The 22,200-nt window shown below is 45.8% G+C and carries 16 protein-coding genes, 1 tRNA gene and 1 pseudogene; 7 read left to right on the top strand and 11 right to left on the bottom strand.

Annotated elements, in window-relative coordinates:
* Positions 1-25: 25 nt before the first annotated feature.
* Both A6D97_RS12550 and A6D97_RS12545 read left to right on the top strand, forming a co-directional pair.
* The gene (locus tag A6D97_RS12550; protein WP_017061293.1) at positions 26-583 is read left to right on the top strand and encodes a hypothetical protein; all 558 of its coding nucleotides are present in this window, start codon (positions 26-28) and stop codon (positions 581-583) included.
* A gap of 237 nt (positions 584-820) precedes the next feature.
* Positions 821-2,299, top strand: coding sequence for a diguanylate cyclase (locus tag A6D97_RS12545; protein WP_065584503.1), 1,479 nt, complete (start codon positions 821-823; stop codon positions 2,297-2,299).
* A gap of 65 nt (positions 2,300-2,364) precedes the next feature.
* Here A6D97_RS12545 and A6D97_RS12540 read toward each other — a convergent pair whose 3' ends face one another.
* The 3 genes and pseudogenes from A6D97_RS12540 to epmB form a co-directional block, all read right to left on the bottom strand.
* Positions 2,365-2,853: an MgtC/SapB family protein gene (locus A6D97_RS12540; protein ID WP_065584502.1), complete on the bottom strand. Its 489-nt coding sequence runs from the start codon at positions 2,851-2,853 to the stop codon at positions 2,365-2,367.
* Positions 2,854-2,958: 105 nt separating this feature from the next.
* Positions 2,959-3,503: pseudogene (locus A6D97_RS12535) on the bottom strand (prepilin-type N-terminal cleavage/methylation domain-containing protein).
* Between the two features lie 13 nt (positions 3,504-3,516).
* Positions 3,517-4,539: an EF-P beta-lysylation protein EpmB gene (epmB, locus tag A6D97_RS12530; RefSeq protein WP_065584501.1), complete on the bottom strand. Its 1,023-nt coding sequence runs from the start codon at positions 4,537-4,539 to the stop codon at positions 3,517-3,519.
* A 33-nt stretch (positions 4,540-4,572) separates the two neighbouring features.
* On the opposite strand from epmB, the gene efp reads away from it, so the two are divergent.
* Both efp and A6D97_RS22215 read left to right on the top strand, forming a co-directional pair.
* Positions 4,573-5,139 carry an elongation factor P gene (gene efp / locus A6D97_RS12525; RefSeq protein ID WP_017067165.1) on the top strand — a complete coding sequence of 189 codons (567 nt, stop codon included), beginning with the start codon at positions 4,573-4,575 and terminating at the stop codon, positions 5,137-5,139.
* A 416-nt stretch (positions 5,140-5,555) separates the two neighbouring features.
* Positions 5,556-11,378 (top strand): hypothetical protein, encoded by a 5,823-nt coding sequence (locus A6D97_RS22215; RefSeq protein WP_240492698.1) that lies wholly within the window; start codon positions 5,556-5,558, stop codon positions 11,376-11,378.
* Between the two features lie 70 nt (positions 11,379-11,448).
* Here A6D97_RS22215 and frdD read toward each other — a convergent pair whose 3' ends face one another.
* From frdD to frdA, 4 genes are read right to left on the bottom strand one after another with little or no spacing between them, the layout of a single operon-like run.
* Positions 11,449-11,835, bottom strand: coding sequence for a fumarate reductase subunit FrdD (gene frdD, locus A6D97_RS12515; RefSeq protein WP_065584500.1), 387 nt, complete (start codon positions 11,833-11,835; stop codon positions 11,449-11,451).
* Positions 11,836-11,847: 12 nt separating this feature from the next.
* Positions 11,848-12,231: a fumarate reductase subunit FrdC gene (frdC, locus tag A6D97_RS12510; protein WP_017061300.1), complete on the bottom strand. Its 384-nt coding sequence runs from the start codon at positions 12,229-12,231 to the stop codon at positions 11,848-11,850.
* Position 12,232: 1 nt separating this feature from the next.
* Positions 12,233-12,997, bottom strand: coding sequence for a succinate dehydrogenase/fumarate reductase iron-sulfur subunit (locus tag A6D97_RS12505; RefSeq protein ID WP_009847917.1), 765 nt, complete (start codon positions 12,995-12,997; stop codon positions 12,233-12,235).
* Positions 12,997-14,838, bottom strand: coding sequence for a fumarate reductase (quinol) flavoprotein subunit (gene frdA / locus A6D97_RS12500; protein WP_065584499.1), 1,842 nt, complete (start codon positions 14,836-14,838; stop codon positions 12,997-12,999). Before frdA ends, A6D97_RS12505 begins: the two co-directional genes overlap by 1 nt.
* Before the next feature lie 450 nt (positions 14,839-15,288).
* Between frdA and epmA the strand changes: the two genes are divergently transcribed.
* Complete coding sequence (gene epmA, locus A6D97_RS12495) at positions 15,289-16,260, top strand: elongation factor P--(R)-beta-lysine ligase (RefSeq protein ID WP_017071212.1); 972 nt, start codon at positions 15,289-15,291, stop codon at positions 16,258-16,260.
* A gap of 58 nt (positions 16,261-16,318) precedes the next feature.
* On the opposite strand, the gene A6D97_RS12490 is transcribed toward epmA, so the two are convergent.
* From A6D97_RS12490 to rsgA, 4 genes are all read right to left on the bottom strand, one after another.
* Complete coding sequence (locus A6D97_RS12490) at positions 16,319-17,206, bottom strand: DMT family transporter (protein WP_017063171.1); 888 nt, start codon at positions 17,204-17,206, stop codon at positions 16,319-16,321.
* Between the two features lie 113 nt (positions 17,207-17,319).
* Entirely contained in the window at positions 17,320-18,735 is a 1,416-nt protein-coding gene (locus A6D97_RS12485) for an SLC13 family permease (protein WP_017061303.1), read from the bottom strand.
* A gap of 308 nt (positions 18,736-19,043) precedes the next feature.
* On the bottom strand, positions 19,044-19,964 hold the full coding sequence (asd, locus tag A6D97_RS12480) for an archaetidylserine decarboxylase (RefSeq protein WP_065584498.1): 921 nt from the start codon (positions 19,962-19,964) through the stop codon (positions 19,044-19,046).
* A gap of 125 nt (positions 19,965-20,089) precedes the next feature.
* Positions 20,090-21,145, bottom strand: a complete 1,056-nt coding sequence (rsgA, locus tag A6D97_RS12475; RefSeq protein ID WP_017061306.1) for a small ribosomal subunit biogenesis GTPase RsgA — start codon at positions 21,143-21,145, stop codon at positions 20,090-20,092.
* Positions 21,146-21,295: 150 nt separating this feature from the next.
* Here rsgA and orn point away from each other — a divergent pair, with 150 nt between their 5' ends.
* Together orn and A6D97_RS12465 are read left to right on the top strand one after the other, a co-directional pair.
* Positions 21,296-21,841, top strand: a complete 546-nt coding sequence (gene orn, locus A6D97_RS12470) for an oligoribonuclease (RefSeq protein ID WP_010434065.1) — start codon at positions 21,296-21,298, stop codon at positions 21,839-21,841.
* A 180-nt stretch (positions 21,842-22,021) separates the two neighbouring features.
* A tRNA-Gly gene (locus tag A6D97_RS12465) sits at positions 22,022-22,097 on the top strand.
* The last annotated feature ends 103 nt before the right edge of the window (positions 22,098-22,200 follow it).

Here is a 22,200-nt window from a genome sequence, read left to right as displayed (position 1 = left end):
ACAATAAGTCAGTGGAGACTCCCCAATGAAAAAACTACTTTCAGTACTTGCTGTGTCTGCAGCAGTAATGGCACCGGCGGCATTTGCCTCTTCGCCTGTTATGTTTTCAACGATCAATGGCTTCAACGCACCTGACTCAGACGCTGTTGGCGGTGTGCGCTTGGCTTTACTTCACGGACAAGTGAACGACCTTAAAGGTCTTGATCTTGCTGTTGTTGGTATGTCTGAGACGCAAACGACCACAGGTGTGAACCTGGGTATTTTGGGTGCATCAAAAGTGAACCAAGAAATGACCGGTGCATCTCTAGGTTTCTTCAACTGGAACACGGGTAAAACAACGGGTGTTAACCTTGGTGCTGTGAACATTACTAATGATGTGAAAGGCGCGAACGTGAGTTTCGTCAACTACTCAGAAGGTAACACTATGGTTGATGTTGGCGCTGCGAACCTTTCAGAAGTGTCTACGGTTCAGGTTGGTATCTTCAACAAAACCAACAAAATCGAAGGCGTACAAGTTGGTCTGATCAACTGTGCTGACAACGGTTTCTTCCCGTGCTTCCCGATTGTAAACTTTGCTAAATAACGCTGTCGTTTAGCCTTTGGTTCTCCCATTGGCGAGCAACGTTCAGTTAGTGCATTAGCTTTTAAGCGCTAAGCCTATCAACGCCTAAACCCTTGTTTGGGCGTTATTACATTCAATTCTACTTCCACGATAAACTTCTCAAATTACCCAATAAGCATGTTGTTTTATATTTGTTGTTGCGATGTTTGAATTTATAGGCACAATGTGCGATAAACTCCCAATGATGATTTATATGCTTTGATTAACCACCATACCGTCGATTTTAAAAAGGCTTTCTTAGGCCTGACCGCCAGTTTTTTAGTAGTTTTGAGCTTGTTGCTCGTTGATTCAGCGGAAGAATCAGATAAACAGTATGGAATGGAAAACCAAGGCGTAACACGCTCTTTAGCGGAGCTCACACAGATCATAAATGCGCTTGAGTACAACATCACTGCGCTTTATCCACTGCATGGGGATACCTACGTATTCTCGCATGACAAAAAGATCGAGGGTGAGACGTGTTACTTCACCAGTGAGGAGCAACATGCCCCTCGTTTTGATTTTATGTTCTCTGGCCCTCGCGAGATGTGCAACCCGGAATCGGACCTTTATACCGAAGCGGGTAAGCGCCTGTTCATCGCGCCGACCATGGCTTATTTTGCCAATACCATTGATACCATCTCTGCGATTTATTTCATTTCAAAAGAGAAATTCATTATCTCTTCGCCTTCTGATTTTGCCAGTTACATTAAGGGCGACACCTTTGATTCGGTTGTGAATAGCAGGCCTTATTGGGTGAACACGATTCGCTTTGGCTTAGCTCAAGGGCAAGACCAAGTGGTGTATACCGGCCAATATGATGACTACCTGACAGGTCAGAAAGTGGTGACCTTAACCAAAGGAATCTACGTTAATGGTGAGTTTAAAGGGGTGTTGGGTGTCGATGGTTATGTCTCGAACCTAGTATCGAACCCTACCCATGGCTATAAAGTCACCAGTACTCGAGGCGCAAACAAATACGGGTTTATGGATTTTACGTATTCCAAGCCTCTGTATGTTGATGACATTAACACCCAGCTATATCTGAGTATTGAAGAAGATAAGAGCGAGCACTTTCTGCATGTATTGGAGATGGAGAAGATTCAGCTTACGATACTGTTGGTTTTGTATCTGCTCTCGGTTTTATGGCTATGGCGCTTCTATACAAGACAAGAGCACCAGCGTTTAAATGAGCTAGCAATGCGCGACCCATTAACGGGCTTGCTGAATCGACGTGGTTTTGAGGCTCGATTACTGGCGCAAGATGAAGAGCCGATTATTGGTGTTGGCGTGTTTGATATCGATGATTTCAAAGTCGTTAATGATCAGCATGGCCATAAAGTGGGGGACGAGGTGATTTGCCATGTTGCTCGGTTGATGCTGAACAGCGTTAGACAGCAAGATATCGTGGCTCGATTTGGTGGCGAAGAGTTTGTTGTCGCGATTACGGGTGAATCGTCTGAGTTGCTTTCATCGATCTTTGAGCGAATTCAAAACGACATTAGCCTACAGAGTTATCGATGCCCTACGGGTGACAAGATTAGTATCTCAGTGTCTGGTGGCGCGACGCTTTACTCTTTGTATAAGTTCGACAGCGTAGGGCACTTGTGGGAAAACCAGAGTATTCGTTCGTCTGATGAGCAGCTCTATAAGGCAAAGGCTGCGGGTAAGAATCAGGTGTGTATTCAGGTGTATTAATTAGTTGGATACACAAAGGCCTAGTCGTGTGACTAGGCCTTTTTAATGTCTGTTTCAGGTTGAGGTTACTTCTTCACGCGGCCTTTTCTCATCCACTTCTGATGCACACCACGACGCAGGCTCTGGAAGCTGTTTTCCACTTTATCGACACCAAGCAGAATCACTAGCGCCATTAGCGTGATAATGACCGATTGGGAAAGATGCCCTAGTGCGATCATCATACCTAATGCTGCGAGTACCCAGATAATTGCGGCTGAAGTCACGCCATGAATCTTGCCATCCAGTGTCATCATTACACCAGCCCCAAGAAATCCAACACCCGTAATTATCTGACCAAGCACACGAGCTTGATCGAGTGTGTTGGGGGATAGGCTGATCGCCATGGTGAGGAAGAAATAGGTACCACTGATGATCAGAATCGACGTTCGGATTCCGACGGGTTTACCGCGTGTTTGCCTTTCGATTCCGATTAAAGAACCACACAGCATGCATGCAGCGAGGCCTGCCCAGCTAAAGGGGGCAAGGTTGAGAGTTTGTTCTACAAATTGTGACATATCACCCCTCCTAAAAATTTAGAATAGAGCCGAGTATGCTAATAATAGACCGGACGATCGAACAAAAACTTTTTGTCTTAACGATTGATAAAGATTACTTAAAACCTAGCAGCCGCTTGTTGTTAAGGTGAAGGCTGGTGTCGTGGTCTCTGTCGCTTCTTGGTACTCAAGGTAGCAGTTTTCATCTACCTTTTTGCGACTTGCTGGAGCGTAGATGATTTTCCATCTGCGTGATTACTATTCGTAAAATACCAATCTGCATTACCCACGCCCCATTCTGCATCCAGAAACGTGGATTCGATTAGCATTGACCAAGCGTCACTGTTGATTGCCGCCGGGTAGCCATAGACCACTGAGATATTGTAACCCTCAACATTAATCGATGCGCTAGCTGCTTTATCTAAGCCCAATGCTGATGTCTTACCATAAAGCATAGCACTTGCGCCCTCCATTCCGCCTTTAAGGCCGTTTAATGTCGAGATACGAGCATCGGTTTGAAGGTTGAGGAACTTAGAAGCTGCAGTGACCGACACAATACCTAGAATCACGATCACCACGACCAGCTCGATGATGGTGAAACCTCTTGAGCTGAACCTAAGCGCTGGTTGAGATGTGGTTGCTGGTGGAGCAACTGAGGTATTGTGTTTCATTGATACAACTTCTCTATTCAATATGTAGGTCGAGTGGTGTCTTACTAGTGCGGCCGCCAATTTCACGAGTTAACTTAGGTACGAGGTAGCCAGAAACCTCAGAGATTAATCCCTTAAAGTGACGCTTGGCTTCTTCATCTGAAATATAGAAATGAGCGGCGCCCTGAACCTTATCAAGTACATGCATATAGTAAGGTAAAACACCGGCGTCGAATAGCTTTTCGCTTAATTCTTTCAATGAGTTAGCGTTGTTATTTACACCTTTTAGCATCACGCCTTGGTTGAGCAGAGTAGCCCCAGTTTGCTTTAGCTTATGAAAGGCTTGCTTGAGTTCTAAGTTAATCTCGTTGGCATGGTTAATATGGCTCACCATCACCACATTAAGGCGAGTTTGAGCTAACAATTGGCACAGTTCATCCGTTACTCGAGCGGGAATCACAACCGGTAATCGGCTATGAATTCGAACTGTTTTCACATGTGGAATTTGTGCGATAGCATGAATTAGCCACTCTAGTTCGCTGTCTTTTGCCATCAGTGGATCGCCACCCGACAAGATAACTTCGTTGATCTCTGGGTGAGCAGCCACATAGTCTAGGCTGGTTTGCCAAACAGACTTCGAGCCCTTGTTATCTTGGTAAGGGAAGTGACGACGGAAGCAGTAGCGGCAGTTTACAGCGCACCCCCCTTTCACAATCATCAGTGCACGGTTCTTGTATTTGTGCAGTAGCCCAGGAATGGCGTTGTCTTGCTCTTCCAGTGGATCAGCGGAATAGCCTTGGTGTACCTCAAACTCTTCGCTTAGCGGTAAAATTTGTCGTAGCAATGGATCGTGTGGGTTGCCTTTTTCCATTCGTTCGACAAAGCTAAGAGGTACCCGAAGTGCAAATAACTCACGAGCAGCGAAGCCTGCTTGCCACGGTGTTGGGTCTATTTCCAATGCCTCAAGCAGTTTTGTCGGGTCAGAGATCGCATTCGATAGTTGTTTGAGCCAGTTTTGCTCAACAGATTCGACTTTTCGGGTTATGATATGCGGCATTGAAATTAACTCAAAGATGTGGAAGAGAAAATCATGGCGTCAGTAAGCACCAATGAATTCAAAGGCGGTTTAAAATTCATGATGGATAACGAGCCTTGCTCAATTATCGAAAATGAATACGTTAAGCCAGGTAAAGGCCAAGCGTTTAACCGTGTTAAACTTCGTAAACTGCTGTCAGGCAAAGTGTTAGAGAAAACATTTAAGTCAGGCGATACAGTAGAACTAGCGGACGTTGTAGACGTTGAACTAGGCTACCTATACAGCGATGGCGAATTCTACCACTTCATGAACAACGAAACATTCGAGCAAATCGCTGCTGATGCAAAAGCAGTAGGCGAGACTTCTAAATGGTTAGTTGAAAACGACGTATGTACTCTAACGTTGTGGAATGATAACCCTATCACAGTAACTCCACCAAACTTTGTTGAGATCGCAGTAACAGAAACCGATCCTGGCCTTAAAGGCGACACACAAGGTACTGGCGGTAAGCCTGCAACTCTAGCAACAGGCGCGGTAGTTCGCGTACCTCTATTCATCGCTATCGGTGAAGTTGTTAAAGTTGATACTCGTACTGGCGAATACGTTGGTCGTGTGAAGTAATTGACTTCAAGTATCTGAAAAAGGTCGCTTAGGCGGCCTTTTTTGTATCTGGAGATCGGGGAAAAGCAGAAGAGCAGACACGCGTAAACGAGATTCGGGATACGAAGAGCTTGAAAATCAAGAGTGAGTAAGCCAGATGCGATTCATAATGGTTACAAGGCTACATTATGTGACCAGTGTCATATTTTGGTTGTATTCTGGATGAAAATCAAAAATTTTATCTAACTTATAGATTTACAAGGTGTTGTTGGCGTTTATATATCGCAACAAAAATCTCTCAATTCAATATGTGACTGTTTGGCATTGATTTTGTGAATGTGTATGAAGGGAAGGGAATCTGATTACAATATTGTTAGAATGAGTAGAGTCTACTAGCTTTATACGCGATGTTATTAAGCAACTATGTGGATATTGATATGAGACTTAATGCAATTACGTTGGCTCTTGGTTTGGTTAGTATCGTCGGGCTTTCAGGATGTGATGACGATGATACAACCGTGTCAACCACGACTCCGAGTGAGACTCCCTCGACTCCCAACTCCCCATCTGAAACGACTAAATACAGTGTGACTGCCATTGATGGTTATTTACGTCATGCTCGAATTTGGTTAGACCTTAACGGCAACTATGTTTTAGACGACGGTGAGCCTAATGCTATTTCTGGTGAGGGTGGTGTTGCAGATTTAGACGTCACCGATGTCGACAACCCTGAACAGTACCCTGTCGTTGTGCAAGCGATCTCCGGGCAGACGATTGATGAAGATGAACCTGATGTTACGGTGTCTGACGACTATATTATGTCAGCCCCTCCAGGTGAAAAAGATGTCACCCCTTTGAGTACGCTAGTTCACGTATTGATCGAGCAAAACACTACAGATTCTGACGATGCTGCTGCGGTTGAAGCAGCAAAGCAAGCTGCCATTCAGCAAGTCGCTGATCAGCTAGGCTTAGATGAAGATGAAATCTTAGGTGATTTTGTTGAGTCAGGTGTTGAGGCTGCCGCTTATGCCGCTGAAAACTTGGTTGATTCAAATGTTTTGCCTTCATCTCCTCAAGAGTTGCAAGAAGTTGCTGAAAGTGAAGATAAAGGGACTAAGTTTATCTCTGTGATTGCATCTGTGAATAATGAAATCAAAAAGAAAATTGAAGAAGTTGCAGGTGATAGCGATAAGACATTTGATAATGTTGGTGGTGCGACAGAGGGTGTCGATTTTTCTAATGACACAGATGATGACGGCGTCCCCAATGACTTAGATGACTTTCCGAATGATCCCGATGAAAGTCTGGACTCCGATGGTGATGAGATCGGTAATAATGCCGACCTAAATGATGATACGGTGGACGGAGAAGATGACATCTACCCTGATGCCAATGATGCGTTTCCAACGGATCGTTCTCGTGCTGGTGACCATGATTCGGATGGGGTAGACAGTATTGATGATGTCTTCCCACAAGATCCAACTGAGTGGGCTGATAATGACTCTGATGGCTATGGTGACAATCAAGATGTATTTGATAATGACCCAACCGAATGGGCAGATACGGACGGTGATGGTGTTGGTAATAATGCCGATAAATTCCCATCGGATCCCAACGAGTCCTTAGATACGGACGGTGATGGCGTTGGTAATAATGCCGATGAATTCCCAACCGATGCGACCGAATGGGCAGATACGGATGATGATGGCTTAGGCGATAACGAGGATGACCCGTATCCAAACGATACGGATAACGACAGTTACAACAATGATGTTGATGAATTCCCAACCGATGCGACCGAATGGGTCGATGTGGACGGTGATGGCGTTGGTAATAATGCCGATGTTCATCCAGAGGATGGAAATAAGTCAATTGCTGATGTTGTGGCCAATGTTAGTGCAACTGATGTAGCAATTTTCAACATAACAGATCGCGATATCATTACACTGGATATTGAGGTCGAAGAAATGGTTGAGACACTGAATAGCGGAGAGATTGTTACCACCATAACTACTCAATATATCACTGCTGATGACGTGGTATATGGCACGACACAAAGTGTCGATCACCTGTTAAATGATGACTTTACTCGTATCCAGACCTTTGCGTACGACTATAACCTCGATGGTACTGCACGTTACGAAGGCATGTCTCTTGAAATTGGTACTAGAACCGAAACAAGCGAGACGTATTGGCGCTATATCGATGAGGGTGATGCATCTCTTGAGGGCGGTTTCGGCGGTAATGGTCGTGTCTATGAACAAGGCGTAGCCTTAACATCTAGAGTTCACCCAAATGACTTATCTCAAATAGATACAATACATAGTGTATCAGTGGAATTTGAGGACGTCGCAGAGGGCGTTCAAGCGGTCGAAACGTTAACCGAATACACGGTAAATGGCTTTGATATCGACGATGTTCAAACCCATCAAGCTCAATGGGCTCAGACTTTAACCACTGTAACGCAGGATTACGTGCAGAGTTTCGTGGAGTCTAAGCAGGACTGGGGTGCAGACGGTTACATCAATGTTGAACTTCGATTTAATAATATCCCTGATGGTAGCTATGTCTACGAATATTCGACACCAATATGGGCAAACCCACAAGATGGTGAATTCCATGAGTACGCAGACTTTAACTTTAATGATGGCAAATGGGACGATCTCACCTCGTACTGGAACTATTACCGCAAAGAGGTGCTAATCAATGGTGATGTTCTTGAAAGTGGAGAGCGTTCGGTTCTAAACGAGGAAACGAACACACTACTCATTGTCGATAGTGATCCAATCAATACCTTGTTCCAAGAATGGAATGCCGTGTCTCGTTCTGTCAGTGATGTGGAAAAAAATAAACACATAGAGTGGCAGCACTACCCATTAGCGGATTATTCATTTACGACTGACACTGATAATGTCGGACAGGCCTATCGCGTTTACCAGAAACAATCTAATGGCCTTTGGGTTGCTACCTCATTTGATGAGTGGGGAACACAAGCGGTTGTTGATCTACCACAACAGGTAGAGGATGCCCGTGCTGATGGCACAGAGTTGGAGCTTATTGATGATCAAATCATTCCAGGCCTGAGCCGATACGCTACGCTGTTACCTACAAGCAGCTTCCAATACGATGACAATGGGCCAATTCAATGGCACGTTGTAACGCAAGACTACCTATTGACTTATACGGGTATTCCAACACTGGTTACATTGAACCTTGGTGATAGTGGTGTGGTTCCTGGTTCGTTCACCGGAGTGAATGACGTTGATATGGTGCTTATGGTCCCGGATGTTGAGAATCCTTGGCCTTGGCACAATGCTTACTATCGCAGGGGCATAGACACTTGGAGCATGGACCTAACGGAGGAAGCGTTTAGTTGGCATAACAGTCTAGGAGTGTTCTTCTTAGACGAGACAGCTGCGCAAGATTATCTTGCAGAGTTTTTAAATCAAGATAGCGACGACGATGGCTTTAAAGACTACGAGGATGCTTTCCCTAATGATCCAAATGAATGGGATGATAGTGATGGTGACTATGTTGGCGACAATAGCGATGCCTTCCCTTATGACTCATTAGAGTGGGCGGATTCTGATAGTGATGGTTTAGGCGATAACCATGAGAATGCAACCGAAGGTTTAGATCCGAATAATGCTGATTCAGATGAAGACGGCGTTTATGACGGTGAAGACCTTTATCCAACCGACCCAAATAAGTGGACTATTACCGCCCAAGAGTTTGCGGAGCAAGAGGGGACTCTTTACGGATTCTTCAGCGATTGGAGCGAACTATCGTTCGTAGATATTCTGTTTAAAGAAACCTTGAGTTATGGCGGTGATACGTTAACCCTTACGGAACTCATACAGTACCGTGGTGATCAATCCTTTATCCAGCTACCACTTGAAGCTGAGGGGGACGTACAGCTCACTGAAAACGGCTGGCAAACTCCGGTAGGTTATACGATAGACTTCTCTGGAGAGCAACTTATTGCCTATCCAGAAGACAATTCCAGTTTCTATTATTCAGTAGAATCAGAAGTGGTAAACCTATCGGGTATGGCATTGTATGAAGTCTACTTTGAGTGGTTCGACTTCATGGAAGAGGCGAGGTTCGCTGAAGGCTCACAAGCGGTAATGTTTACCTTCTCTCCAGCCGTAAACCAGTACTTCCTATGGGAGGGTGGTAGTCCGTACGTGAGGTTCTCTGACGTCGGTTATGATACGGATGGTAGCTCTATTACAAGTCTGGACGACATTATTGTGTCGCAGTCGGTCGGTGAGTCGGTTTCCACAGATCTTACTACCTCTGTTGGCCTCTATCTAGACTTTGATATCGAGTTAGTGAGTGATGGCACGGCGCATTATTACTTCTTTGATTGGGACGCAGGAACGGCAAGTCGCGTCGCTACTGCGGATTACTTACGTTACACATTACACGGTGAAGATATCGTCGAATTTACCGTACCAGTTGAGGCTATGCCCTACATGGGAGAGGGGGATACGCCTACCATGATCTTTAGCATGTACAATGGTGAACTTACGGTAGGTGAGATTGAGGCGCCAAGTGCTGAACCGTCGGACGATACTATGTACGCTTTCAATGGTATTGCCGCACAGTCTATAGAAGATGGTGTAGTGTTGAGCGATTACCTATTTACCTGCTACTTGGGTGATAGCGATGATCAGTCAAGCCCAATCATGGCTGACTATGAGCTTGCGATTACGGATTGTGGCGGTCGAACTCACATTACCAGCGAAATGGTCGAGGGTCTAAACTTCCAACGCGTTAAAGGCAATGGAAATACTCGTGACTACTTGTTCAATGCTGATGGCACAGTGCATGTATTGAAGGGAGAGGGCGGTAACTATACTGACGATTGGGTCATAGAAGATGGCTTGGTTAAGATCAGCTATTCTGATGAATCGGAGAGCTTCACGACTTACTGGGCACTGTTAGATTCGTTGGATGATACGTGGTCAATCAAGTTCTATGAGAACGAAGTTGTGGACGGTCAATCAAGTAGCTATATCTGGATGGATACTATTATTCAACAAGATCGTCCGATTGTGCTTGAAGAGTGCTACATCGGTGATGCAGAACCTGTTGAGGGGCAACCTATCCCGAGTATGAGTGACTACGAAACGGCGATCACGGATTGTGGCGGTCGAACTCACATTACCAGTGAGATGGTCGAGGGTCTAAACTTCCAACGCGTTAAAGGCAATGGAGATACTCGTGATTACTTGTTCAATGCTGATGGTACTGTACATGTATTGAAGAGTGAGGGTGGTGACTATATCGATGACTGGGCCATAGAAGATGGCTTTATTAAGGTTAGCTATTCTGATGAATCGGAGAGCTTCACGACTTACTGGGCGTTATTAGAGTCAATGGAGCAAACTTGGTCAATTAAGTTCTTCGAGGAAGAAACGTTAGGCGGTGTGACTGAAAGTTGGATATGGGCAGATACCGTGGTGCAACAAGATAGAAACGCTCTGCAGTTTGACCCGACTAACTTGGTATTGATGGAGTACGATGGTAACACCCTCTTTTTCCATGATAACGGCAGTATGAGCTATATCGGCAATGATGGCACTGAGACCTATGGGAACAGTTGGATGAAAACTTCAGCTAATACCATGATGATAACTTATGAAGATACCTCAACCGAGCAATGGGTACTTTTATCACAAACTGATGATGAATTAACTATCTCTAGGGATGGTTCAGAGGAGGTGCTTACAAATGTTACCTACGAGGGAACAGTAACGGTCTGTGAGGATGGTGATTCACCGTGGGATGATTTTACGGACCAACCCTCTGACTTTGGCACTCGTTCGGACTATGACAGCGCAGTCGCCAACTGTACCGTTGGTGGTGCTCAGTTTATAGAGTCTGATTTCACAGGTAATGGCAGTGAAAGTTCTCGTTGGGAGCTCATCGATCTTTGGGAGATAAATGGCACCGTCATGGCTGTAGTTGAAGAAGAGGTTGTGTTCCATAGTAACGGTACTGGCTACTTTGACGATGATGAGGGATTGTTCGGGTTCGATTGGGTGATTTTGAATGGTGAGGTGACCTTAACCATAACCGAAGAGGAATTTATAGGAGCCAAAGACACCTGGAATAAGGTTGATCAAGATGGAGAGTATATTACGACTAAATCCTTCTGGAGCGATCCAACCTGGAGCAACCCTGCGCCGGCAGAGGGAGAAGCTGAGATATTCTCGGGTGTGATGCGATTTGTGGGGTTTGAATCGCCGTAACGCATATAGACTTATCATCTAGCATAGAATAAACGCCTAGGGTCAAACCTAGGCGTTTTCTATTTAACTGTTAAATCATAAAAATGAAAATAATAGACAGTGCGCTGATTAGGCCTGCAACGAAGTAGCAGCCCACTTTACCCGCAACACCGACATGGAACTTAAGGTCGTGCATGCCGTGGTGAAGGCGGTGCATTGCGTGCCACATTGGCAGTGCTAGCGTACCGATGATGAATAGCGCACCGATAATGCTGGTGGCAAATTCAGACACACGCTCGTAGCTCATTGCGTCCGCATCGATGATGCCCATTGGCACTAAGATACCTAACACTAGAACCGTGATTGGTGTGATCATCGCAAACCAAGTACCGCCAGCGCCAAATAGGCCCCACCAGATTGGCTCATCAGAGCGTTGTGGGTTGTGGTTAACAGGTTTTACTTTGTAATTTGTGTTCATAACGAAAGCTCCTTACACCACAACAAGAACGATTAAAGAAATAAAAGCCACCGCTGCCCACTGGGTCAGTACGATGATTTTTTTATCAACCAATTTGCCTTTAAGACGGATTGGCATTACTTGAGGCATCATGCTGAAGAAGGTTTGAGCGTGCAGCAAGCTGCCTAGCAGTGCCACGATGTTGATACCAACGACGATAGGGTTAGCCATAAAGCTCAACCAACCAGCCCAAGCTTCAGGGCCTTTCACTAGTGCACCCAAACCGAAGGTTAGGAACAGAGTGAATAAAATCAAAGGCAGTACAGTCGCTTCACGTAGCATGTAGAAGCGGTAGAACGGATGGTTGCTCCACCACGTTCTCTTCATCTCACGAACATAAGGCTTACGATTGCTCATATTATGCCTCCTCTGCTGTTTTTACTTGCGATCCATCAGGCTTGAACATCGAGATAACGAAGTCCATTGAAGACTCAACTTTGCCTTGGTTTACTGCAGCCGCTGGGTCTACTTTCTTCGGACAAACGTCAGAACAGTAACCTACAAACGTACAGCCCCAAGCGCCGTTGTCGCCATTGATAAGCTTCATGCGCTCAGCTTTACCATTGTCACGGCTATCTAGGTTGTAGCGGTGAGCAAGAGCAAGTGCCGCAGGGCCAATGAACTCAGGGTTTAGACCAAACTGAGGACATGCTGCGTAACACAAACCACAGTTGATGCAGCCAGCGAACTGTTTGTATTTCGCCATTTGCTCTGGAGTTTGGATGTTCGTGCCGTCTTCTGGCTTACGGTCGTTACCAATGATGTAAGGCTTGATTGCTTCAAGGCGTTCGATGAACGGTGTCATGTCGACAATCAAATCTTTTTCGATTGGGAAGTTAGCCAAAGGCTCAATCTTGAAGCCATTCGGGTAATCACGTAAGAAGCTCTTACATGCCAGTTTTGGCACGCCATCAACCATGATGCCGCAAGAACCACAAATCGCCATACGACAAGACCAACGGTAAGACAGGTCTTTATCTAGGTTATCTTTGATGTAACCAATCGCATCAAGTACCGACATGGTTTCATCAAATGGTACTTCAAAGGTTTGAAAGTGAGGTTCTGCATCGTGCTCAGGGTCATAACGCAGGATTTCAATTTTTTGGATTCGATTCGCTGACATTATGCTTGCTCCTCTTCGCTCTTCTTCGCATTCTCTTCTGCTGCTTTTTCAGCGGCAGCGGCTTTCTCTGCAGCTTCACCGTACAGACGAGCTTTAGGTTGAGATTTAGTAATCTTAACGCCGCTGTAGTCGATGGTTGGTGCTGCATCTTCGTTGTAGAAAGATAGAGAGTGTTTCAGGAAGTTCACGTCATCACGTTCTGTGCAGTTGTCGTCTAGACGTTGGTGTGCACCGCGAGACTCTTTACGAAGAATCGCTGAGTGGACCATCGCTTCTGCAACTTCAAGGCCGTAACCCACCTCGATAGCGTAAAGTAGGTCAGTGTTGAACACTTTGCCTTTGTCTTTAATGCTGATCTTCTTGTAGCGAGCTTTCAGTTCAGTGATTTTGTCGATGGTCTTTTGCATCAAGTCTTCTTGACGGTAGATACCACAACCCGCTTCCATGGTGTGACCCATTTCAGTACGGATATCAGCCCAGTTCTCATCGCCTTCTTGGCTTAGTAGACCTGCGATGCGATCTTCAACCGCTTTCACTTGCTTAGCGATAGACTCTTCGTTCCAGCCTTTGAATTCAGCAGCGCGTTTCACCGCTTCTTCACCAGCAACGCGGCCAAATACTACGAACTCAGCCAGAGAGTTAGAACCTAGGCGGTTTGCGCCATGTAGGCCAACTGAAGCACATTCACCAACGGCGAATAGGCCTTTAATGCGAGTTTCACAGGTACCGTTAGTTTCAATACCACCCATGGTGTAGTGAACGGTTGGGCGAATTGGGATTGGCTCTTTTGCTGGGTCTACGTTTACGTACGCTTTTGCCAGCTCACAGATGAACGGAAGACGCTCTTGCAGGTACTCTTCACCAAGGTGGCGAAGGTCAAGGTGTACGACATCACCAAGTGGGTGCTTGATGGTGTTGCCTTTCTGCTGCTCGTGCCAGAATGCTTGAGAAACTTTGTCACGAGGACCCAGTTCCATGTATTTGTTTTTCGGCTCGCCCACTGGAGTTTCAGGGCCCATGCCGTAATCTTGCAGGTAACGGTAGCCGTTCTTGTTGACGATGATACCGCCTTCACCACGACAACCTTCGGTCATCAAGATGCCAGTGCCCGGTAGGCCTGTTGGGTGGTATTGAACGAACTCCATATCACGCAGTGGTACACCGTGGCGATAAGCCATTGCCATACCGTCGCCCGTTACGATGCCGCCGTTGGTATTACAGTGGTAAACACGACCTGCGCCGCCGGTTGCTAGAACAACAGATTTTGCTTTGATGGTAACAAGCTCACCTTCAGACATGTGAATCGCGATTAGGCCTTGTACTTCGCCATCTTCAACGCCGCTCTGGTTTTCTACGAGAAGGTCCACCACAAAGTACTCATCAAATCGTTTGATTGTGTCGTACTTCATCGAAGTCTGGAACAGAGTATGAAGCATGTGGAAGCCGGTTTTATCCGCTGCGAACCACGTTCTCTCTACTTTCATACCGCCGAATCGGCGTACGTTTACTTCACCGTTTTCTTTACGACTCCATGGGCAGCCCCATTGTTCCATTTGGATCATTTCGCGAGTCGAGTTTTCAACAAAGTATTCAACAACATCCTGTTCACATAGCCAGTCGCCACCGCCAACAGTATCGTTGAAGTGGTTATCTAGGCTATCTTCGTCTTTAATTACCGCTGCTGAACCGCCTTCTGCCGCTACCGTGTGCGAACGCATTGGGTAAACTTTAGAAATCAGTGCTACTTCCAGTTCAGGATTAGCTTCAGCCGCAGCAATAGCTGTACGAAGACCAGCGCCGCCTGCGCCGATGACTGCGATATCTGTGGTAATTGTCTTCACAGTTATTCTCCAGTGTGATGCGGAGTATTCCGCTTGTTATTATAAAAAGCATTTAGAGAGTACTTAAACGGCATCAACCGTTTATCACCCCTAAGCCTTAAGTGGTAGGTTCAGTGTAAGAGAGGAAGGTATTCGAAAAGTTGATGCATTTGGGTTTTTAGGTCGGTAGTGCATATGGAGGCATAGAAATTATAGGTTATGTGACTGCAATCACGGCAATGAATTGTTGATAACGATTAACCCACAAGACTTGTGTTAACGGCTTGTTGAGTATGATTTTTGTTATCAATGTGGATGTGAAAGCTGTATTGATAATTGTATTGTAGAACGTAATTTTCTGGCTTCATTAAAGCAACATTTTGCTTCCATCTATAGAAAGATAGAAGCTTACAAAAGAGGCGAAAGGTGGTAATTTCCGTCGCCTAGAATTCAGTAATATGGAACTTAATAATGCACTCAACATGGCAACCAGCCGCAACCATTAAGCAGTTAAAGCAACGTGCTGATATCCTTAATCAAATCCGTCAGTTCTTTGCTGAGCGAAACGTGATGGAAGTGGATACGCCTGCGATGAGCCACGCCACGGTGACGGACGTGCATTTGCATACTTTCAAAACTGAATTCGTAGGGCCGGGTTATGCGCACGGTCAGCCTCTATTCTTTATGACTAGCCCTGAGTTTCATATGAAACGTCTATTAGCGGCCGGCAGTGGCTGTATTTATCAAATTTGTAAGTCTTTCCGGAATGAAGAAAATGGCCGTTACCACAACCCTGAGTTCACCATGTTGGAGTGGTATCGCGTTGGCTTTGATCACCATGACCTGATGGATGAAATGGATTTGCTGTTACAGCAGGTACTTAAATCGGGCTCAGCAGAGCGAATGACTTACCAACAAGCCTTTATTGACGTGTTAGGTGTGTGTCCCCTGGAAGATTCGATGGCTACGCTAAAGCAAGCCGCAGCAAAACTTGGGCTCAGCGATATAGCTGACCCTGAAGAAGATCGTGATACCTTGCTGCAGTTGCTGTTTAGTATTGGGGTTGAAGCCAAAATAGGCCAACAAGTCCCTGCGTTTGTTTATGACTTTCCGGCTTCACAAGCGGCATTGGCTAAGATTAATCCTGAGGATTCGCGAGTGGCGGATCGCTTTGAGGTGTATTTCAAAGGCATCGAGTTAGCAAACGGCTTCCATGAATTAGATAAGCCACAAGAGCAGCTCAAGCGCTTTGAAGATGACAATGCCAAACGTATTGAGATGGGCTTATCGCCTCAACCGATTGACCATCACTTGATTGAGGCATTAAAAGCGGGCTTACCAGACTGTGCGGGTGTTGCTTTAGGTATTGATCGTCTGATCATGCTGGCGTTAGGTTATGACCACATCGATGACGTGACGGCTTTTCCGTTCCCGCGCTCTTAGCTCTCTATTCAGTTAGTCTTACTTACTGTTTGGCTAACTGACCAGAATCCCAGTGCCACTATCTTACTAGGATACCAGTGCCAATAACGGCAACAATGGCACCGATCCAAGCGTAGGCATTTGGTCTCTGTTTGGTGTACAGCCAAAGTATTGGTAACAACATGATAGGTGTGGTTGAAGACAACAGAGCAACCATGCCGACATTTCCTTCTTGCAGTGCATACAAGATCAGCGTCATTCCCACCGCCATCGCTAAAAATCCGTTCACTGCGGTAATCGCAAATATTTGACCATTCATCGGGTTGATTGCGCGTGAGAGCTTAGCGCCAGTTAGACGAAATGCGGAGTGAGCAACAAAAGCGGTGATCATACGAATTGCTGAAGCGGCAACAGGGTCTATGCTGGTTTGCATCACGGGTTTTGCGATGATCCCACCTAATGCTTGGCAGATAGCCGCTGTGATTCCGAGAGCTACACCAATCCACACGGTGCCCTTGATGGTTTCGAGTTGGTTGTTGGCTTGTCCTCGACGACCAAAGAATATCGCGGTTAAAACGCCGCTAAACACCAAAGCCGAGCCAATCAGCTCCACCGAAGTCATGCTTTCGCTAAATAGGAAGTAACCAAGAATTGCCGAGAACACGGCGTGACAAGAGAACAGCAAACCTGCTTGGCGCGGTCCCATTCTGTTCAAACAAGCAAATAGGGCGGTATCACCAATGAAGATGCCAATTAGCCCAGACAGCATCATCGGCGTGACGAGGTCTGCTTCGACCGTTGACCAGCCACCAGTAAACCAAGCCATGCTCGATAAGATGATAGCAGTGCACCCCATGCGCCAACGGCTATAGGCGAAAGAACCTAAGTGTTGAGCAGGCTTTACTGACATCAGGCTCGCGATAGCCCAAAGAAAAGCGGCAGCAAGAGCCAACCATTCGAATCCCATTGAAGTGTACGTCCGTGTCAAAATGTAGAAGTGGGGGATTCAATATGCACTAAACCTTCCAGATAGCAAAGACGTGATTACTATCTGGAAGGGCATTAGTAGGGATTAACGTGCTAGGTGATGATAAACAGGGCGAGGTAAACCATCAGCAAGCCCACAATACCTAAGATGATGCCCATCTTCGCCATGTCTTTGCTTTCGATAAGCCCGGTCGAGTAGGCCAGTGAGTTTGGTGGTGTCGATACTGGCAGAATCATGCCAAGTGACGCAGAGAAGGCGACCACAACCAGCAAGCCTTGCAGACCACCAATCGCAACTAGGCTTTCCATGGAAGCACCAATTGCAGCGGCTATCGGCATCAGCAAGTTGGCCGTCGCAGTGTTTGACATGAAGTTCGCCATTAACCAACACACGATAGACAATGTCAGTACCACAGCTGCAGGTGAGAGCGATTCATAGTCAATTGCGTGTGCGAGTGCAGCGGCTAAGCCTGTTTTATCTAAGCCAATACCAATCGCAATACCACCTGCGACCAGCCACAACACATCCCAGTTAATCAGCTTGAGTTCTTCTTTGCCCATGATGCCAGTGAGCGTAAACACAGCCAGTGGAATGATAGACACGACATAGGTGTTCATGCCGTGCAGTTTGGTGGTCATCCACAATAAGATTGTCGCAGCGAAGGTGATGTAAACCACAATCGCTCGCCAGCTCTTTCTAAATTGTCCATCAAGCTTGAGCACCATGTTTCTTTCTTTAGAAGGGAAGAGTTTTTGTAGAAGAAACCAAGCGATGGTGAGTTGGATGATCACAAAGGGTAAGCCCATCATCATCCAGCTGAGGAAGTCGATGGTATTTTCACCCGTTAGGTATTGCAGCGCGATGGCATTGGGCGGTGTACCGATTGGGGTTGCGATACCGCCAGTATTGGCAGCAATTGGAATACACAACACGAGCGCTTTGATACCCATATCGCCTTTTGGTGCAGATGCCACGATAGGGCCGAGCAGCGCAAGCATCATTACCGTCGTTGCGGTATTTGACATGAACATTGAGAACACGGCGGTGATCAGCATTAAGCCGAGCATAATGAAGCGCGGTTCTGTACCAAATGGTTTAAGTAGCACTCGAGCTAGGTTGTTGTCGAGTTCGTACTTGGATGCGGATATCGCAAGAGCAAAACCACCCATGAAAAGGATGATGATCGGTGACGAAAATGCACCGAAGATGTCGGTATATTTGATTAACTCACCGAGATCGTGCCCCGCTGGTGGATTTCTAAATAGGTGTAAACCTTTGTCAGATATCATCACCAGTTCAAGCGCAATGATCAAAATGGAAGTGGCGAATACCGGAACAGGTTCAAGCACCCACAGCAGGGCTGCTAATAAGAATATCGCCAACAGGCGGTGTTGAATCAGCGTGAGATCATCGATTGGTATTGAATCTATCGGCATGAATAACACGCCTAAGGGAATCGCAAAACAAATCAACAGCTTGACCAGAACGCCAACATTGAGTTTAGGCATGTACAAAGACCCTATAAATAAAATATCTTCAAATAGAGTAAGTTATCTGGATTTCTGGTACTTGGAGACGGGTTGTAAAATCGGAAAGTTGTTTAAGGTTTCGACAGTTGTTTTGTTTTTGGTCAATCTTTTATCTGGGCAATTAGAGACAAGAGTGAGAAGCAGCAGGTGGCTGGGCAGGATTTGAAAGATTGAGTTGTTAGAGCTTGAGTAGCAAATGAATCGGTAGAGTTAAGAAAAAGGCGCGTTCTTCTCTGAAATAGAAAAAGTAACGCGCCTTGAAAGCTTAAATGAGTTAACTCAAATTGTTAAGCTTGGTCAGTGTTCTCAGCAGAATCGGTAACAACATCGTCATTTTCTTGCGCTTCTTTGCCAGCAATGTGCGCGAAAGGTGTACCAAGAACCGTTTTCTCGCCATTTTGCATAGTGTCGTCAAACTTGATCGCATCTTTAGCGAACAGGTTGATAACGGTTGAACCAAGCTTAAAGCGGCCCATCTCTTCGCCTTTCTTCAAGATGATTGCTTTGTCACCTTGTGCAGGGTAATCCCATTTGTAAACCGAGTTACCACGAGGTGGGGTGATGGTACCTGCCCATACTTGCTCGATGCTACCTACGATCGTTGCGCCAACCAGCACTTGTGCCATTGGGCCAAATTCCGTATCGAAGATACAAACGACACGCTCATTACGTGCGAATAGGTTTGGAACGTTTTCTGCCGTTAACGGGTTAACTGAGAAAAGGTCACCTGGAACGTAGATCATCTGGCGCAGTGTGCCGTCGCATGGCATGTGCACGCGGTGGTAATCACTTGGAGACAGGTAAAGCGTTGCGAATTCACCGTCTTTAAATTCATCCGCTAGCGCAGCATCACCACCCAATAGCTCGCGAGCTGAGTAGTTATGGCCTTTCGCTTGAATCAGTTGACCGTCAGTAATTGGGCCAAATTGGCTCACACGTGCATCTGCAGGGTGAACAATAACAGACTCACCTTCAGCGATAGGACGCATGCCTTCTTTCAATTCACGCACGAAGAATTCATTGAATGTTTTAAAGTGTTTTGGATCGCTATGCAGAGCTTCATCCATGTTCACTTTGTATTGCTTGATGAACCAGTTGATGATCGCTGTCGTTAAGCCGCCCGCTTTAGCAGACGCAAGTTTGCCGACTAGGCGAGTTAATCCATGTTGTGGAATCCAGTACTGCAATCCAACTTTAATCTTATCCATTGTATTAATTTTCCAATGCTAATTGTTTTTCAATTAAATCTGTCGATGACGGTTTAGGGCGCGAGATGTTACTTAAATTCGCGCCAATTGTCAGTAAATGCACACATTTGTTCACAAAAACGCGATTAGAGATCGGCTTTTTTGTTGCGTGAATACTGACGGTTATCTTTGTTACTCGCCATGCTTTCAATGATGCGGTGGTAGTTGTCGAAACGTAATCGACTGATCTTTCCGTTTTCTACCGCTTCGCGCAGGATGCAGCCTGGGTCATCAATGTGTTTACAGTCACGGAACTTACAACCGCCAAGGTAAGGCTTGAACTCGATAAAGGCTTCAGTGATTTCGTCGGCCTCTAGGTGCCATAGGCCGAATTCACGCACTCCTGGTGAATCAATCAGATCACCACCAGAAGGGAAGTGGTATAAACGAGCTGCCGTGGTTGTGTGCTGACCAAGACCTGAGTTCTCAGAGACTTCGCCTTCTTCAATGTCTAGCGTAGGCATTAATGCATTCACTAGGCTTGATTTACCCACACCCGATTGACCAACAAAGATGTTGATACGGTCTTTGAGTTCAGCTTCCAGCTCTTTGATGCCGTAGCCAGACTCTTTACTCACGAACATCACTTTATAGCCGATCTTCTCGTACTCTTTAAGTGTTTCACGGTATTCAGCAATCTGCTCATCAGTCAGTAGATCGACCTTGTTCAGTACAACAAGCGGCGCGATGTTTACCGTTTCTGAAGCAATTAGGTAACGGTCGATAATATTAAGTGATAGCTCTGGTAGCACAGCCGATACGATAACCATTTGGTCGACGTTCGCAGCTACTGGCTTTAGGCCATCGTAGTAATCAGGGCGAGTCAGCATTGAAGTTCTCGGCTCAACCGCTTCCACAACGCCAGAAATACCGGCCATTGATTCTAAGCCTGCGCGCCAAGTCACTCGGTCACCAGAAACTAAAGTCTCGATACTACGGCGTAAGTTACAACGATGAACTTCGTTAGTTTCAAGATCTTCGATATCAGCATGTTGGCCAAAGCGCGTAATCACGAGTCCGCTTTTGGTTCCGCCAAGCATGTTCTCATCCCATTGGATAGAATCTTCTTTCTTGAGTCGCTTGTTCTGGTTGCTACGTACACGACGTACTTGACCTTTGGTTAACTTCTTTTTTTTAGCCACAATTTTTCACTTAACACATCTAACTTGATGATTGGGGACTCAAACAGGATGTTGCTGGTACCACGTGATTTCGATGGTCCTAAAGCTAGTTTGAGTATAGTTATTTGGGTATAGTACCTCTTTTACACATAAACAAATAGGCGACGCCTTATGTCCTTTAGCGATCAGAACCTTATTTGGGTTGATCTAGAGATGACAGGACTTGATCCTGAAACTCATAAAATCATTGAAATTGCTACTATCGTTACTGATAGTGAGCTTAACATCCTGGCTGAAGGACCTGTTTTGGCTATTCACCAACCTCAGAGTGAATTGGACAAGATGGACGAGTGGTGCACAACGACGCACACTGGCAGCGGCCTTGTGAAGCGAATTCAAGAAAGTACGGTTTCAGAGCAAGATGCCATCCAACAAACCATTGAGTTTCTTGAAAAATGGGTACCAAAAGGTAAGTCACCAATTTGTGGCAACAGCATTGGTCAAGACCGCCGTTTCCTATACAAGCACATGCCAGAGTTAGAAGAGTACTTCCACTACCGCTATGTTGACGTAAGCACTCTGAAAGAGCTGACTCGTCGTTGGAAACCTGAAGTGTTAGATGGTTTTTCTAAGTCGGGAAGTCACCTTGCGTTAGACGATATTCGAGAGTCGATCGCCGAGCTGCAGTACTACCGAAAAACGATTATTAACATCTAGTCGAATAAAATGATCACGTTTATCTAACTTTTCAGGGACATAAGAGCCGTTTTTTTTGCAAATCTGTGTGCTTTTGCAGCAGTTGAGTAAAAAGTTTCGTAATTTTGCATTAAGGACTTGCATCACAAAAAAATGCTCTTATAATTCGCAGCCCTGAACGGAGAAAGACGTTTTCAGATTGCGATACTAGCTCAGTTGGTAGAGCGCAACCTTGCCAAGGTTGAGGTCATCGGTTCGAACCCGATGTATCGCTCCAATTTGTAGGTTACGGCGAAAGCAGTAATCGAAAGGTGAAAGACCTTTTATAATGCGATACTAGCTCAGTTGGTAGAGCGCAACCTTGCCAAGGTTGAGGTCAT

It is taken from the genome of Vibrio sp. ZF57, from assembly GCF_001691235.1.
In the GTDB taxonomy this organism is placed as follows: Bacteria; Pseudomonadota; Gammaproteobacteria; order Enterobacterales; family Vibrionaceae; genus Vibrio; species Vibrio crassostreae_C.
This window is presented reverse-complemented; position numbering and strand designations above follow the sequence as displayed.

Excerpts from the sequence above, each read along its gene's own strand:
- orn (WP_010434065.1), top strand. The coding sequence starts at position 21,296 with ATGTCCTTTAGCGATCAGAACCTTATTTGGGTTGATCTAGAGATGACA.
- A6D97_RS12540 (WP_065584502.1), bottom strand. The coding sequence starts at position 2,853 with ATGTCACAATTTGTAGAACAAACTCTCAACCTTGCCCCCTTTAGCTGG.
- A6D97_RS12505 (WP_009847917.1), bottom strand. The coding sequence starts at position 12,997 with ATGTCAGCGAATCGAATCCAAAAAATTGAAATCCTGCGTTATGACCCT.
- epmA (WP_017071212.1), top strand. The coding sequence starts at position 15,289 with ATGCACTCAACATGGCAACCAGCCGCAACCATTAAGCAGTTAAAGCAA.
- frdC (WP_017061300.1), bottom strand. The coding sequence starts at position 12,231 with ATGAGCAATCGTAAGCCTTATGTTCGTGAGATGAAGAGAACGTGGTGG.
- frdD (WP_065584500.1), bottom strand. The coding sequence starts at position 11,835 with ATGAACACAAATTACAAAGTAAAACCTGTTAACCACAACCCACAACGC.
- A6D97_RS12485 (WP_017061303.1), bottom strand. The coding sequence starts at position 18,735 with ATGCCTAAACTCAATGTTGGCGTTCTGGTCAAGCTGTTGATTTGTTTT.
- efp (WP_017067165.1), top strand. The coding sequence starts at position 4,573 with ATGGCGTCAGTAAGCACCAATGAATTCAAAGGCGGTTTAAAATTCATG.
- asd (WP_065584498.1), bottom strand. The coding sequence starts at position 19,964 with ATGGATAAGATTAAAGTTGGATTGCAGTACTGGATTCCACAACATGGA.
- A6D97_RS12550 (WP_017061293.1), top strand. The coding sequence starts at position 26 with ATGAAAAAACTACTTTCAGTACTTGCTGTGTCTGCAGCAGTAATGGCA.
- A6D97_RS12490 (WP_017063171.1), bottom strand. The coding sequence starts at position 17,206 with ATGGGATTCGAATGGTTGGCTCTTGCTGCCGCTTTTCTTTGGGCTATC.
- epmB (WP_065584501.1), bottom strand. The coding sequence starts at position 4,539 with ATGCCGCATATCATAACCCGAAAAGTCGAATCTGTTGAGCAAAACTGG.
- A6D97_RS22215 (WP_240492698.1), top strand. The coding sequence starts at position 5,556 with ATGAGACTTAATGCAATTACGTTGGCTCTTGGTTTGGTTAGTATCGTC.